This is a genomic window from Pyramidobacter sp. C12-8, from assembly GCF_002007215.1.
Taxonomy (GTDB): Bacteria; Synergistota; Synergistia; order Synergistales; family Dethiosulfovibrionaceae; genus Pyramidobacter.
The window spans coordinates 47,463-61,563 of record NZ_MUHX01000009.1; the positions used below are offsets into that span (position 1 = coordinate 47,463).

Below are 14,101 nucleotides of genomic sequence, written 5' to 3' on the forward strand. Positions count from 1 at the left end.
CTCACTTTTCGTAATGATGGATCAGCGCCTGCGTGCCGAGGTCGCCCATGCCGCGCGCTGTCACGTCGAGACAATTGCGCAGCGCGGCCTCGAGCACGTCGAGAGAGAGTCCAGCGCTTCGGGCTTCCTCAGCGGCGATGCGCAGATCTTTGGCCAGATATTTGACGAAAAAAGTGGGCGAGTCGTCGCCGGAAATGATCTTCGGTCCCAGCGTGTCCAGTTGCCGGCTGGCGGCGGAACCGCTGCTGACGAGCCCGAAAAGGCGGTTCAGGTCAAGGCCGGCCCGGCGGGCGTACGCGAACGACTCGCAAATGCCCGAAAGCGTTCCGGCCACGAGGATCTGGTTGGCCGCCTTGGCGTGCTGGCCTTTCCCTGCCGGCCCCATAAAGTCCGCTTTTGCCCCCATAGCCGAAAAAAGAGGCCGGCATCTTTCGAAATCCGCCGCCGCACCGCCGACGAGGAACGACAGCGTCCCTTCCGCCGCTCCCTTCGCGCCGCCCGTGACGGGCGCGTCGAGCGCGCGCAGCCCGCGCTTTTGCCCCTCGGCGAAGATCCGTTCCGCCAGCGCCGGGCTGGAGGTGGTCATGTCGATCAGGAACGTCCCCGGACGCGCCGAATCCATCAATCCTCCTCGGCCGAAATAGACCTGTTCCACGTCGGCGGGCGCGCCGAGCATGGTGAGCGCGACCGCGGCGGAGCGGACGCAGTCGGCGATGGAATTGTGAAGGCGCGCGCCGGCGTTGATCAGATCCCGCGCCTTTTCCGGATGCCGGGCGTAAACGTGCAGTTCGTATCCGGCGTTCATGAGATTGCGGCCCATGGGCTTTCCCATGATGCCCAGACCGATGAAGGCGAGCGCTTGGTTCATTTTGTTTTCTCCTTTTCCCGACGGCGAGATTTTTCCCGCGTGGTCCTCGTGAGATATGGTTCTGTCCGCACCGCGAACGCGGCTTACGCCGGATCTTCATGCCAAAACGGCTCCCGCCGCTATTATGCCATAAGATCTCGAGCGAAGCCATTGCGGTTCGAGAAAGAGAACGCTTTCTCCGGACAAATCTCAGTTTATCAAAACTTCAGTTTTGTGAAAGTCATTAAATAATATAGAAGTTCATCTTGACAGCGTCCCAAGGCAATGATAATATCGCTTCAGTTTTCATCGAGTGATGAATAATAGTTTATTCGTGCATCGTATTGAGGTGAAAAAATATGAATTTATGGGGAGGGCGCTTTCAAGGCGCCGAAGACGAGCTGATGAAGGCCTTCGACAATTCGCTGCCGCTGGGCAAGCGTTACTGGAAGGAAGACATCGAAGGCAGCCTCGCGCACGCGGCTATGCTCGGCGCCTGCGGGATCATCACGAAGGAAGACGCCGAGGCGATCCGGAAGGGGCTGCAGGGGATCATGGGCGACATCGAAAGCGGCGCGCTCGTGATCGGCGACGAGGGGTACGAGGACATTCACAGCTTTGTGGAGCTGAATTTGACGAAGCGCATCGGCGAGGCGGGCAAAAAGCTCCACACGGCGCGCAGCCGCAACGACCAGGTGGCCGTGGATTCGAAGCTCTTCGCCAAAAACGCCGCCGCGCGGGTGGAGGAGAAGCTGGACAAACTGTGCGGCGCGCTCAAAGCTACGGCCGACGCCAATCCCTGGCTGATGCCGGGCTACACGCACCTGCAGCGCGCGCAGGCCGTCACCTTCAAACACACGCTGGCGGCCTTCGAGCGCATGTTCCAGCGCGACCGCAAGCGCCTGCGCAACGCCGTGGAGATCATGATGGAAGACTGTCCGCTGGGCTGCGGCGCGCTGGCGGGGACCACGCATCCCATCGACCGCGGCATGACCGCCGCGGCGCTGGGGTTCCAAAAGCCCTGCGACAATTTCCTCGACGGCGTCAGCGACCGCGATTATTTCTGCGAGCTGCTCGGCGTCTTCGCGATCGTCCTCATGCACCTCAGCCGCCTGAGCGAATCGATCATCCTCTGGTGTTCGCAGGAGTTCCGCTTCGTCACGCTCAGCGACGCCTATTCCACGGGCAGCAGCATCATGCCCCAGAAGAAGAACCCCGACAGCGCCGAACTGATCCGCGGCAGCGCGGGGCTGGTCTACGGCTCGCTGATGGCGATGCTGACGGAGATGAAGGGGCTGCCGCTGGCCTACAACAAGGACATGCAGCTCGACAAGCGGGCCTTTCTGCCGGCGCTGGACGACACGCTGATGTGCCTCGAGATCATGAGCGGCCTCGTCGCCACGATGACCGTCCACCCCGAGGCCATGAAAAAAGCGCTTCACGACGGTTTTCTCAACGCCACCGAGCTGGCCGACTACCTCGTCAAACGCGGCGTGCCCTTCCGCGACGCGCATGCCGTCGTCGGCGCGGCGGTGCTGCTGTGCGAGAAAAAAGGCTGCGCGATCGAGGACCTGCCGCTGGAGGAGCTGCAAAAACTCAGCCCCGCGATCGGCGCGGACGTGTACGGCCAGCTGGATTACGAAAACACGATCAAACTGGGCGTCAAGAGTCAAATGCTATGAAGATCTGCGTCGTCAATCCCGACAGCGGCCTCGACGCGGCGGGTCTGAAACTGAGGGTCGAGCTGCTGCGCGCCTTTGCGCGCCCCGATACGGAAATCGTCATGGTCTGCCCGCGCAAGAACAATCTCTGCGTCGATTCGTGCCTCGACGCGGCGCTGGACGCGCCGGAGATCGCGGAGATGGCGCTGCGGGCGCAAGCCGGCGGCGCCGACGCGGTGTGCCTGTACTGTTTCAGCGATCCCGGCTTCGACGCCTGCCGGGAACTGCTCCGTGTCCCCGTCGTCGTCGGCGCGCAGGCCACGGTGCTGCTGGCCAGCCAGCTGGCCCTCAGCTTTTCGGTGCTGACCACGTCGGCGCGGCGGATCCCGCAGAAAAAAGCCTTTCTCCGCGCGCTGGGCGCCGATCCCGTCAGGATCGCGAGCGTGCGCGGCGTCGAACTGCCGCCGGGCGCCTCGCGGGAACGGAGCGAAATCATTGAAATTCTCGAGGCGGGCGGACGGCTGTGCGTCGAAGAAGACGGCGCCGGCGCCGTGATCCTCGGCTGTCTCAGCTTCGCCGGCATGGGCGCGGAGCTGACGGAGCGGCTCGGCGTGCCGGTGATCGACCCCGCCGCCGCGCTGATCGCCACGGCCGAATCTTTGGTCGTTCAGGGACTCAGCCACAGCAAGCGGAGCTGGCCCGAGCCGCCGGCGGCGCGACGCTTCTGGGGCGCGGGGACCATCGAAAACTGAACGTGGCGCTGCGCCATGCGACATTTATATTTATGAGGAGGAACACACGATGAATTTCAACGTCAAAAAAATTGCCGCCGGCGTTGCGGCGGTCATGCTGTGCGCCGTATCGGCCTGTGCGGCCAAGCCGCTCGAAGGGCAAAAGCTGAAGATGGCCGTCAGCCCCACGTTCCCGCCTTTCGAGTTCGAGCAGCTCGACGAGCAGGGCAATGCCCGCATCGTCGGCTACGACATCGACATGGTGGACGCGATCGCCGCGGAGCTCGGCTTCACCTACGAGCTGGTGCACACCAACTTCAAGGGATTGATGGGGGAGCTGGCCAGTCACCGCGTCGACTTCGTCGTCTCCGGCATGTCGCCCACCGAGGAGCGCAAAAAGACCGTCGATTTCTCCGTGCCCTACTATTATTGCCAGACTTCAATCATCCAGCACAAGGGAACCAACATCAAGACCGTGGCGGACCTGAAGGGCAAAAAGATCGCCGCCTCCTTCGGCACTCAGTACGCCGACTTCGCCGAAGCGGCGGGCGCCGTCGTCGCCGCGATGGACAGCAGCACATACAGCATGCAGGAACTCCTGGCCGGCCGCGCCGACGGCGTGGTACAGGACGCCGCCTCCGCTTCCATCCGCGTCAAGCAGCATCCCGAGCTCGAGTACTTCGTGCTGCCGCAGGACGAACTCGACAAGGTGCAGGGCGGCAACGTCTCCGACTGTTTCGCCGCCGTGTTCCCCAAGGGCTCGGAACTGGAACCGCTGTTCACCGAACAGATCGAAAAGATGCAGGCCGACGGCACCATGAAGGCCATTTACGAGAAGTGGATCGGCCCCTGGCCCTACGACGCCAAGCCGCTCCGGGGCAAGCACTACAAGCTGGCGATCAACGCCACCTTCGCGCCGTTCGAGTTCGCCCAGGTGAACGACACGGGCGAGAGCGTCATCACCGGTTTCGACATCGACGTGCTCGACGCGATCGCCGCGGCGCTCGGCTTCACCTACGAGATCAAGGACATGAACTTCTCCGGCCTGATCGGCGAGCTGCACAGCGGCCGCGCCGACTTCGTCATCTCCGGCCTGTCGGACACGGAGGAGCGCCGCAAGAGCGTCGATTTCTCCGTTCCCTATTATTTCTGCAAGACCGCCATCATCTCGCCGGCCGCCGCGCCGGTGAAGACCATGGCGGAGATGAAGGGCAAAAAGATCGCCACCGTGTTCGGCACCGAGTACGCCAAGGTGGTCGAGGCCTCCGGTTCCGTTCCCACGCTGCTCGACAACAGCACCATGGTCACTCAGGAGCTGCTGAACGGCCGCGTCGACGGCGCCGTCATGGACGCCTCGCAGGCCAAGACCAAGTGCGAGCAGAACGAGGGTTACGTGTACCACGTCATCCCCAACGAAGAGCTCGAAAGCGCCCATTACGTTTCCGGTGCGTATTCCATCGCCTTCCAGAAAGGTTCCGGGCTGATCCCCCTGTTCAACGAACAGATCGGGAAGATGTTCGCCAGCGGCCGGATGAACGAGCTGATCGTCAAATGGATGGGCGAGGAGTTCGTCAAGTAACTTTTTTCGAAAAAAGAGCGGCCGAAGGGCTCGCCGCCGCGCGCGGAGATCCCTTCGGCCCTGTGCGACGGGCGCGCCGCGCGTCGCCGCGGCGGCTTTGCGAAACGCCGCAGGAAGGAAGAACATGAGAAAATCGCTTTTCGGCCGCAAAAAAGCGCCGCCGCTGCTGGCCCTCGCGGCCGTGCTGGCTCTGGCGGGGCTGGCCTGGGCCGCGCCGGCCCCGGCGCGGCGGTTTGCGCTGCATTTCGAACGCATCTGGCCCTATTACAAAGTCTTTTACCGCGGCATGATCAATTCGCTCGAGGTGACCTTCATGTCCGTGATCATGGGCTCGGTCTGCGGCACCGTGCTGGCGCTGCTCAAAGTCTCGCGCCTCGGGCCGCTGTCGTGGTTCGCCACGGCCTACACCTCGGTGTTCCGCGGCACGCCGCTGATGGTGCAGTTGTTCCTCGTTTATTTCGCCACGCCGCAGCTCTTCGATTATCAGATCCCGGCCTTCAACGCCGTGGTGCTGACCTTCGGGCTCAACTCCGCCGCCTACGTGTCCGAGATCCTGCGCGGCGGCATCCAGTCCATCGACGTCGGCCAGCGCGAGGCCGCCATGGCCCTGGGCGTGCCCTACCGCGCCATGATGTTCGACATCGTCATCCCTCAGGCGCTGCGCACCGTGCTGCCGTCGCTGGTCAACGAGCTCATCGCCCTGCTCAAGGACACCTCCATCGTCGCCACCATCGGCATGCTCGACATGATGCGCGCCGCCCAGACCGCCATGAACTCCACCTATCTGGCCTTCGAGCCGTTCATCGTCGTCGCCGGCATGTACTACGTGCTCGTGATGATCTTCACGGCCGTCGCCTCGCGCCTGGAGAGGAGGCTGCACAAAAGTGATCGAAATTAAGGATCTGAAAAAACAATTCGGCTCCCTCGAGGTGCTTCGGGGCGTCAACCTGAAGATCGACGACGGCGAAGTGGTGTCCGTCATCGGCCCCTCCGGCTCGGGCAAGTCGACGCTGCTGCGCTGCATCAACCTGCTCGAAACGCCCACGTCGGGACAGGTCGTGATCGACGGGGTGGACATCACCCAAAGAGGCGTGGACATTCAGAAAGTGCGCGAGAACGTGGGCATGGTGTTTCAGCACTTCAACCTGTTCCAGAACAAGAACGTGCTCCAGAACATGATCTACGCGCCCATGAAAGTGCGCGGCCTTCCCGAGGCGCAGGCCGTCGAAAAGGCCATGCGGCTGCTCGAACGCGTCGGTCTGGCCGACAAGGCCCGCGCCTATCCTTCCATGCTCTCCGGCGGCCAGCAGCAGCGCGTCGCCATCGCCCGCGCCCTGGCCATGGAGCCGCGCACGCTGCTTTTCGACGAGCCCTCCTCGGCGCTCGATCCGGAGATGGTCAAGGAAGTGCTCGACGTGATTCGCAGCCTGGTTTCCACGGGCATCACCATGGCGATCGTCACCCACGAGATGGGCTTCGCCCGCGAGGCTTCCGACCGCGTCTGCTTCGTCGACGAGGGCGTGATCGCCGAAGACGCCGCGCCGTCTGAGTTCTTCTCGTCGCCGAAGTCGGCGCGCGCTCGGCAGTTTTTGGAAAAAGTGCTTTAGACGCAGAGAAACGGAGACTGAAAAATGGAAGACCGGCTGCATTGGAAAAACGGCGCCCGCTGCGCCGTGATGCTGACGTTCGATCTCGACGGGGACACCACGTGGAAGAACGGCAACGCCCACTACGAAGGCGGCGACAAGTTCCTGAAAGCCCGCTCGGTAGGGCTTTACGGCCCCAACCGCGGCGCTCACTCCATCCTCGACCTGCTGAAGAAATACGGCGTCCCCGGCACCTTCTTCGTGCCCGGCAAGGTCGCCGAGGACAACCCCGACCTGATCCGCCGCATCGACGCCGAAGGGCACGAGATCGGCCAGCACGGCTACACGCACGAAATGTTCTTCAACTACGGCCGCGAGCGGCAGATCGAGATCGTCGAAAAGTGCCAGAACATCTTCTGCGACCTGATCGGCAAGCCCGCCCGCGGCTTTCGCACCCCGTCCGGCGACTGGTCGCTGGACACGCCGCGCCTGCTGTACGAGCGCGGCGTCGACTACAGCAGCTCGATGCGCGGCAACGACCGCCCCTATCACACCGCGATCGACGGCGAAAAGACCGACTTCATCGAGATCCCTACGCGCTGGGAACTGGACGATTACGTGGCCACCGCCTACAATTATTTCCCCGCCGAACCCGACGGGCAGGACCGCATCTCCGGCTACGACCTGGTCTACGACAATTTCTCGCGCGAGTTCGACGGCTATTACGAATACGGCCTGTGCTTCGTCAGCATGATCCATCCGCAGGTCACCGGCACTCCCGGCCGCCTGCGCATCCTCGAAAAGCTGATCCGGCATATCAAGGAGCGAGGCGACGTCTGGTTCGCGCGCGGCGGCGAAGTGGCGCGGTGGTACCGCGAGCATTACGACCGCGAGGAGGTCCTGAAAAATGCCTGAAATCGAGTGGAAGGACGGCGCCCGCTGCGCCGCCATGATCACCGTCAACCTCGACGCCGAAAACTTCTGGCTGGCCGTCGACCCCGACGTCTCGAAACGCCCGAAGACTCTGTCCATGGGGCAGTACGGCATGGACCGCGGCCTGCCGCGCCTGCTGGAGCTTCTTGACGATTTGGATATCAAGGCCACGTTTTTCGTGCCCGGTTCGACCGCCGCGGCCTACGCCGAAAAAGTGAAAGACGTCGCCGCCCGCGGCCACGAGATCGCCCTGCGCGGCTACGAACTGCTCAACTGGGGCCTGCTGCCCGCCGAACAGGCCGCGGCCGACATGGAAAAAGGCGCCGCTGTCCTCAAAAACGTCGTCGGCGCGCAACCCAGAGGCTACCGCGCTCCCATCGCCGAGTTCACCCTCGACACCCTGCGCGCCGCCCATGCCAACGGCGCCGTGTATTCCAGCAGCCTCAGCAGCGACGACCGCCCCTTCTGGTTCGACCTGGGAAACGGCGAAAAACTGCTGGAGATCCCCGTTCACTGGGCGCTTTACGACCTGCCGTACTTCGCCTTCAACTACCACCCGCCCATGCCGAAGGGACAGGGGCGGATCGCCAACTCCGCTCAGGTCTTCAATAACTTCCGCGAGGAGTTCCTCGGCTGCGCCGAGCGCGGCCTCTGTTACGTGCTCCAGCTCGACCCGCAGACCGCCTGCACTCCCGGCCGCATGCCGCTGCTGCGCGGACTGCTGACCGAGATCAAGGAGAGCGGCGCGGCCTGGCTCGCCACCGGCGGCAAGATGTACGATTACTGGTCCGCCGTTTATCCCGCGAAGTAGCTCTTTGTTGCGGAACGGGAAACGAATGTACCGCGAGGGAGCGAATGTTCGCCCCCTCTCCCCGCCGCCGTCTTCAAGCGGCACGTTTCCGTCGAAGCCGCGGCCGCAACTTGTCAAAAAACGCCCGCCTGTGTTATAATGCCCTTTGTCCGCGGAGGGGTGTCCGAGTGGTCGATGGTGCTTGCTTGGAAGGCATGTGTACCTTAGGGTACCGGAGGTTCGAATCCTCTCCCCTCCGCCATTTTTAACGGTCAAACATGGACAATCTTGGACAAAAAACGGACAAAGCCGCCTGCGGGCGGCTTTTTTGCTGTAAAACGAAAACCACCGGCCATGCCGGTGGTTATGATACAAACGAAAAACGTAACATCAGCTCAATTTTTCTTTTTTCCGTATTGGAATCCGCTCACGGCGCCAGCTGCAAAAGCCAGCAGAACTTTTACCAGGTCTTTGACGAATTCTCCGAAGCCCGCGTGGAGTGCTCATCCGACAAAAAGGACGATGAGAAATAACACCAATCCGCAGAAAATATACAGCTCGCGTTTCTTTTTGATATCGTACTGACGGCTTTTTTCGTTATCCTGCATTTGCGCTTTCAAAGCCGTCTGAGCATATTCGTAGCTGTATTTGTCTTCTGTTTGCCGAGTAAGAAGTTCCTTTTCCCGTAAATCTATCTCCCGTGCCTGATTGGCGATGAGCGCGTTCAATGCCTCCGGCGGGAGCTGGGGAGCAGCGGGCTGTGCAGACGGCGCTGGATGGTTGTCGTTCATTTAGCTTCTCCGAGCGGGGCGTAAATAGGATGCGTATAAGTTACGCGGATTTTTCCGCCGACTGTTGGATCGCCAAGGCGAGGCGGGATGATTCTCGTTTCTTTTATTTTCGCCTTGTCCTTTTCGCGCAGGCTCAGGTATTGTTCAATGGTCAGGTCTTCGGAATCGATGCGCAGCATGTTGATAATCTGTGCCATCCCCATCCCCTCCTTTTGATCTATTGTATCATACCCGTCAATCGTGACCTCTCCACCGCCATGCGCGGCTCGTTTTGTGAATCTGCCCCGCAGCGCCCTTGCGTTCGGCTTTTTAGTTAAGAAATAATATCATGGGCGGCGGGGAGCGCTCCTCGCCGCCTGTCTTGTCTTGAAAAAATCCGAGAACGGACTATAATTTAAGCGTCCGTTTTCGGATTTTTATCTTATGGAGGACACAGACAATGGGTTCGAATACGAAAGATTACTTGACGCGGATTGCCATGCAGGAAAAACAATTCGATGCTCTGTATCGGGAAACAAGCGCGAAATTTGATCTGCCGGATTGTGCGATGTGGGTGTTGTATTTTCTCGTTTCTTCCGATGGGCCGATAACACAGCAGGATCTGATCGAGAAGATGATGTTTCCCAAGCAGACCATCAATTCTGCTGTGATGAAGCTTTCCAAAGAGGGGCTTGTCCAACTTCAAATCGTCCCCGGCACCCGTAATCGGAAGACGATCTTTTTGACGGACACCGGAGCGAAGCTGGCACAAGCGACCGTAGAGCGGATGCGGCATGCGGAACTCCGGGCCGTTGAGGCCATGGGAGCCGAGCGCATGGAACAGTTTGTCTCGCTCCACAACAGTTTTTATTCTCACTTGCAACGAGCGTTTCAAGACGAAGGTTTGACGGATGCCTGACTTGAGATCATGGAATCTTTGGCGCGGCTGCCAAAAATACAGCGAGGACTGGGAAAACCGTTATATGCATTATCCGGATAAGGTCAGAGGCGTCCCGGAGCGTGCGGCTGTCATTCAAGGGATAATCCGCCCAAGAGGAACTGGCGGGGGCAGTATAAGATCCCATCCGGCTCTTGCCTGCGTGTCAATATGACTTCTGGTGCATTTCTTGAAGAGGCGGACGAGTGGCGCGTCGAAATGTGGAACGTGATGGGAACGGGAAAGCGTTTATGAGCGACGAAGGAGATCGTGCGATGAACGACAATATTGAAATCCGCGGCGCGTCCGAGAACAACTTGAAGCACATCGACGTGACCATACCGAAGGGGAAGCTGGTCGTCTTTGCCGGCGTCTCCGGCTCGGGCAAGAGTTCGCTGGCTTTTGATACGGTGGCTGTGGAATCCGAACGCGAATGGCAGCAGAGCTATCCGCTGTTTCTGCGCAACAAGATGCCGCACTATGACCGCCCAAAGGTGGACGAGATCCGCAATCTGACGCCCGCCATCGTAGTGGATCAGCGCGCCATCGGCGCGAACACCCGTTCCACGGTCGGCACGGCGGTGGACGTCGCGCCGCTTTTGCGTCTGCTGTTTTCCCGCGTGGGCGAGCCGAGTGCCGGCGGCAGTATGGCGTACTCCTTCAATCATCCCGCCGGGATGTGCCCGGACTGCACCGGCGTCGGAGAACGGTTGGAGCTGATCGAGGAATCCATGTTCGACCCGGATAAGACTCTTGCGGAAGGAGCCATTCTGTTCAGCCAGTTTTCCGCCGGATGGCAGACGCACCTGTATCAGAACAATCCTCTGCTCGATCCCGATAAAAAGCTCCGGGATTTTACATCCGAGGAATGGGACACGCTGAAATACGGATCGAAAGAACCGGTCAAAGTGGGAATCAAGTCCAACAATACCGGACGTGTGGATATGGTGGAATATGAGGGCGTTTTCCCCCGTTTTGAGCGTGTCTACATGAAGCGGGACATCACCAAGCTGAAAAAAGGCTTGCAGGACGAGATCATGTCTCATGTGAGGCGCGGGGCATGTCGCACCTGCGGGGGGACGGGACTGAATCCGAAGGCTCTGGCCTCAAGGATCAACGGCAAAAACATCGTGGAGTGCATGGACATGACCGCCGCCGATCTGCTGCCGTTCCTCGAAACGATCGGCGACCCGCGCGGCGGCTCGCTTGCCAAGCGGATCGCCGAATATCTGGAACGTATGATCGGCGTCGGTATCGGCTATTTGTCCCTTTCGCGCAAGACCGAAACTCTCTCCGGCGGCGAGGCCCAGCGGTTAAAAATGGTTCGCAATCTCGGCGGATATCTCAACAATATCACTTACATTTTCGACGAACCCACGGCCGGCCTGCATCCGGCGGATGCGGAGCGGATCGGCAGGATGCTCTGCGACCTGCGGGACAAGCACAACAACGTGCTTGTGGTGGAACACAGCCGTCAAATGCTTGCGCTTGCGGACCACATCATCGAAATGGGGCCGGGGGCCGGAATCGGAGGCGGCAGTCTCGTCTTTTCGGGCAGCCTTGAAGAACTGCAAAAAGCGGGGACGCTCACGGCGCAGGCGATCCGTCAGAAGGTCGCAGTCAACAGAGAGCCGCTGCCGTGGACGGAAGGCTACGAGATCAGAGACGCCCATTGCCACAATTTGAAGCACGTGAACGTGACCGTTCCGAAGGGCGTTCTCACCGCCGTCACCGGCGTGGCGGGAAGCGGCAAAAGCTCGCTGATGCGCCGTGAGTTCCCTAAAGCATACCCGGATGCCGTCATCATCGACCAAAAGCCCATCGGCACATCCATCCGCTCGACGCCCGCCACTTATACCGGCGTGATGGACGAGATCAGAAAGGTCTTCGCCAAGGAGAACGGCGTCGGCGCGGGCTGGTTCTCCTTCAATTCCGAGGGCGGCTGCCCTATCTGCAAGGGCACCGGGCAGATCACCTACGATATGGCCTTCGCCGAGCCGTTGGCCGTCCCCTGCGAGGAATGCGGCGGACATCGCTACAATCCCACGGCGCTGTCTTACTGTTACAAAGGAATGAACATCGAAGAAGCGATGAGGCTGACTATCGGGCAGGCGTATGATTTCTTCGACAATGCCAAGATCCGCAAGCTCCTGCGGAGCATGATCGACGTGGGGCTGGATTATCTCACGCTGGGACAGCCCACGAGCACGCTGTCCGGCGGAGAAGTGCAGCGGGTCAAGCTGGCCAGCGAGCTGCACAGGCAGGGACAGATCTATGTGCTGGACGAACCAAGCAGCGGCTTACACGCTAGCGACATTGAAAAGCTGCTGGCGCTGCTCCGCGGGCTGGTGGGGAGCGGGAACACCGTGGTCATGGTCGAGCATCGCATGGAACTGATCGCACAGGCGGACTGGGTCATCGACATGGGGCCGGACGGCGGCTCCGGCGGGGGAACAGTGGTATTCGAGGGGGTCCCCGAACAGCTGTTGAAATGTTCGGGCTCCAAAACCGCAAAGTATATGCTTGAAGCGCTCCGATAGCGAAAACGCCTCCGGCCCGGCGGCTTTTATCGCATGCGGCGCCTGCGGCTCAATCGAGAAATGGAGATCGGGAGGGATGCGGACGTCCGTCGGAACGCCGTCGGAGTTTCTGTCGTCGCACGGAATGAAACGGAGAAAACGGCAGGGAGGCCGCCTCAATCGACTTTTGAGACGGCCTCTTGTGTCGTGTTTAAAGCCGACGTTCCTCAGGCTGCGCCGCTCGCTTCGCGGATCTCCCTCGGCGCCTTTGTGTTCGGTTTTTTAACTAAGAAATAGTATGAATTTCGATTACGGGGCGGCATTGAAAATGCCGCGCATCCGCGCGCCGCGCCGCAAAAAAACGTGCGGCGCGGGATTGAAAAAAAAGCGCCGCCGACGATTTCTCGAAAAGCGCTGGGATCCGGTTCCCATATGGCTGCGGAAGCTATTGCGAAAGTTTAGGCTTTTGATCGACGCAGTTTTACGGTTAAATCGATATGCTCGTTCATGATATAATAAAATCAGTCTAAAAAAGTAACGATCCTTTTATTATGGCAAAGTCGCGTCTTTTGCACTCGGATATTCGTTTGAAAATGGAGGGATGCAGATGATTCAGTTCAGCGAGGCTCAGGTGATGATCCGCGACATGGTCCGCGAGTTCACGAAGAACGAAGTCGCCCCGCGCGATCGCTGGATGGACGAGAACGGATTCGATCATGAGCTGCGCAAAAAGCTGACGGAAGCCGGCTTGATGGCCATTCATATGCCGGAGGAGTACGGCGGAGGCGGCGGCGACGCGGTCACCAGCGAGATCGTGATCAACGAAATCGCCAAGGGCAGCGCTTCCGTCGCGCTGTTTCTCGACGCCCATTGGCTGGCGGCCGACTTGATCCTCCTGCACGGCAGCGAGGCGCAGAAGAAAAAATATCTCCCGCAGTGCGCCGAGGGCAAGGTTTTCGCTTTCGGCCTGACGGAATCCAGCGCGGGTTCCGATGCGGCGGCGATCAAGTCGGCGGCGGAGAAACAGCCTGACGGCGGCTATATCCTCAACGGAAGCAAGGCGTGGATCACGAACTCAGGCGTCGCGGATTACTACCTGATCATGGCCAAAACGGATCCCGCTGCCGGCAGCCACGGCATTTCCGTGTTCGTCGTCCCCAAGGACGCCGAAGGGCTGACCGTCGGCAAATTCGAGAAGAAAATGGGTATGAGGGGCACCGCCACCTGCGAGCTCTCTTTCGACAACATCGAGCTTCCCGCCGACTCTCTGGTCGGCGACGAAGGCAAGGGCTTCATGATGGCCATGCAGGCTCTGGACGGGGCGCGCATCTCCATCGGCGCGATCGCTTCGGGACTGATGCAGCACGCCATGGACAGGGCCGCCGCGTATGCCAGAGAACGCACGACGTTCGGCAAGCCCATCGCCGGGCACCAGGCGGTCGGGTTCAAGTTCGCCGATATGGCGGCCAAAATCCGCGCCACCGACCTGATGGTCTGGGATACCTGCGAGCTCAAGCGGCAGGGGAAAAGATTTTCCGTCGAAGCGGCGGAGCTGAAGCTCCTTGCCTCCCGATGGGCATGCGAAGTGTGCGACGACTGCATTCAGATCTTCGGCGGCAACGGCTACAGCGAGGAATTCGACGTCGAGAGATTCTATCGTGACGCCAAGCTTTTGGAAATCGGCGAAGGCACGAGCGAGATCCTGCGTCTGATCATCAGCAGCTCCGTCCTCGGCCGATAGGCCCGCG

At 60.4% G+C, this 14,101-nt stretch carries 14 protein-coding genes and 1 tRNA gene; 12 read left to right on the forward strand and 3 right to left on the reverse strand.

Annotation, left to right across the window (positions count from 1 at the left end; genetic code table 11):
- Position 1: 1 nt before the first annotated feature.
- Positions 2-868: an NAD(P)-dependent oxidoreductase gene (locus B0D78_RS05070; RefSeq protein ID WP_078015899.1), complete on the reverse strand. Its 867-nt coding sequence runs from the start codon at positions 866-868 to the stop codon at positions 2-4.
- A gap of 338 nt (positions 869-1,206) precedes the next feature.
- On the opposite strand from B0D78_RS05070, the gene argH reads away from it, so the two are divergent.
- The 9 genes from argH to B0D78_RS12785 all read left to right on the forward strand — a co-directional run bounded on the left by argH (position 1,207) and on the right by B0D78_RS12785 (position 8,660).
- Positions 1,207-2,529: an argininosuccinate lyase gene (gene argH, locus B0D78_RS05075; RefSeq protein ID WP_078015900.1), complete on the forward strand. Its 1,323-nt coding sequence runs from the start codon at positions 1,207-1,209 to the stop codon at positions 2,527-2,529.
- On the forward strand, positions 2,526-3,260 hold the full coding sequence (locus tag B0D78_RS05080; protein WP_078015901.1) for an aspartate/glutamate racemase family protein: 735 nt from the start codon (positions 2,526-2,528) through the stop codon (positions 3,258-3,260). Before argH ends, B0D78_RS05080 begins: the two co-directional genes overlap by 4 nt.
- A 49-nt stretch (positions 3,261-3,309) precedes the next feature.
- Positions 3,310-4,818 (forward strand): transporter substrate-binding domain-containing protein, encoded by a 1,509-nt coding sequence (locus tag B0D78_RS05085; RefSeq protein WP_078015902.1) that lies wholly within the window; start codon positions 3,310-3,312, stop codon positions 4,816-4,818.
- A gap of 124 nt (positions 4,819-4,942) precedes the next feature.
- Positions 4,943-5,716, forward strand: coding sequence for an amino acid ABC transporter permease (locus tag B0D78_RS05090; RefSeq protein ID WP_078015903.1), 774 nt, complete (start codon positions 4,943-4,945; stop codon positions 5,714-5,716).
- Positions 5,703-6,425, forward strand: coding sequence for an amino acid ABC transporter ATP-binding protein (locus tag B0D78_RS05095; protein ID WP_078015904.1), 723 nt, complete (start codon positions 5,703-5,705; stop codon positions 6,423-6,425). Before B0D78_RS05090 ends, B0D78_RS05095 begins: the two co-directional genes overlap by 14 nt.
- Before the next feature lie 24 nt (positions 6,426-6,449).
- Entirely contained in the window at positions 6,450-7,319 is an 870-nt protein-coding gene (locus tag B0D78_RS05100) for a polysaccharide deacetylase family protein (RefSeq protein WP_078015905.1), read from the forward strand.
- Positions 7,312-8,148: a polysaccharide deacetylase family protein gene (locus tag B0D78_RS05105; RefSeq protein ID WP_078015906.1), complete on the forward strand. Its 837-nt coding sequence runs from the start codon at positions 7,312-7,314 to the stop codon at positions 8,146-8,148. The genes B0D78_RS05100 and B0D78_RS05105 overlap by 8 nt, the downstream gene beginning before the upstream one ends.
- A 153-nt stretch (positions 8,149-8,301) precedes the next feature.
- Positions 8,302-8,389 (forward strand) — tRNA-Ser (locus B0D78_RS05110).
- A 16-nt stretch (positions 8,390-8,405) separates the two neighbouring features.
- Positions 8,406-8,660, forward strand: coding sequence for a hypothetical protein (locus B0D78_RS12785; RefSeq protein WP_168170013.1), 255 nt, complete (start codon positions 8,406-8,408; stop codon positions 8,658-8,660).
- Here the strand turns inward: B0D78_RS12785 and B0D78_RS05115 are convergent.
- On the reverse strand, positions 8,631-8,918 hold the full coding sequence (locus tag B0D78_RS05115; RefSeq protein WP_078015907.1) for a hypothetical protein: 288 nt from the start codon (positions 8,916-8,918) through the stop codon (positions 8,631-8,633). The two genes, B0D78_RS12785 and B0D78_RS05115, sit on opposite strands and share 30 nt — an antisense overlap.
- Positions 8,915-9,115, reverse strand: a complete 201-nt coding sequence (locus B0D78_RS05120; RefSeq protein ID WP_078015908.1) for a hypothetical protein — start codon at positions 9,113-9,115, stop codon at positions 8,915-8,917. The genes B0D78_RS05115 and B0D78_RS05120 overlap by 4 nt, the downstream gene beginning before the upstream one ends.
- 242 nt (positions 9,116-9,357) lie before the next feature.
- Here B0D78_RS05120 and B0D78_RS05125 point away from each other — a divergent pair, with 242 nt between their 5' ends.
- From B0D78_RS05125 to B0D78_RS05135, 3 genes are all read left to right on the forward strand, one after another.
- Entirely contained in the window at positions 9,358-9,816 is a 459-nt protein-coding gene (locus tag B0D78_RS05125) for a MarR family winged helix-turn-helix transcriptional regulator (RefSeq protein ID WP_078015909.1), read from the forward strand.
- A gap of 293 nt (positions 9,817-10,109) precedes the next feature.
- Positions 10,110-12,374 (forward strand): ATP-binding cassette domain-containing protein, encoded by a 2,265-nt coding sequence (locus tag B0D78_RS05130; protein ID WP_078015910.1) that lies wholly within the window; start codon positions 10,110-10,112, stop codon positions 12,372-12,374.
- A gap of 586 nt (positions 12,375-12,960) precedes the next feature.
- The gene (locus B0D78_RS05135; protein WP_078015911.1) at positions 12,961-14,094 is read left to right on the forward strand and encodes an acyl-CoA dehydrogenase family protein; all 1,134 of its coding nucleotides are present in this window, start codon (positions 12,961-12,963) and stop codon (positions 14,092-14,094) included.
- Positions 14,095-14,101: the final 7 nt, after the last annotated feature.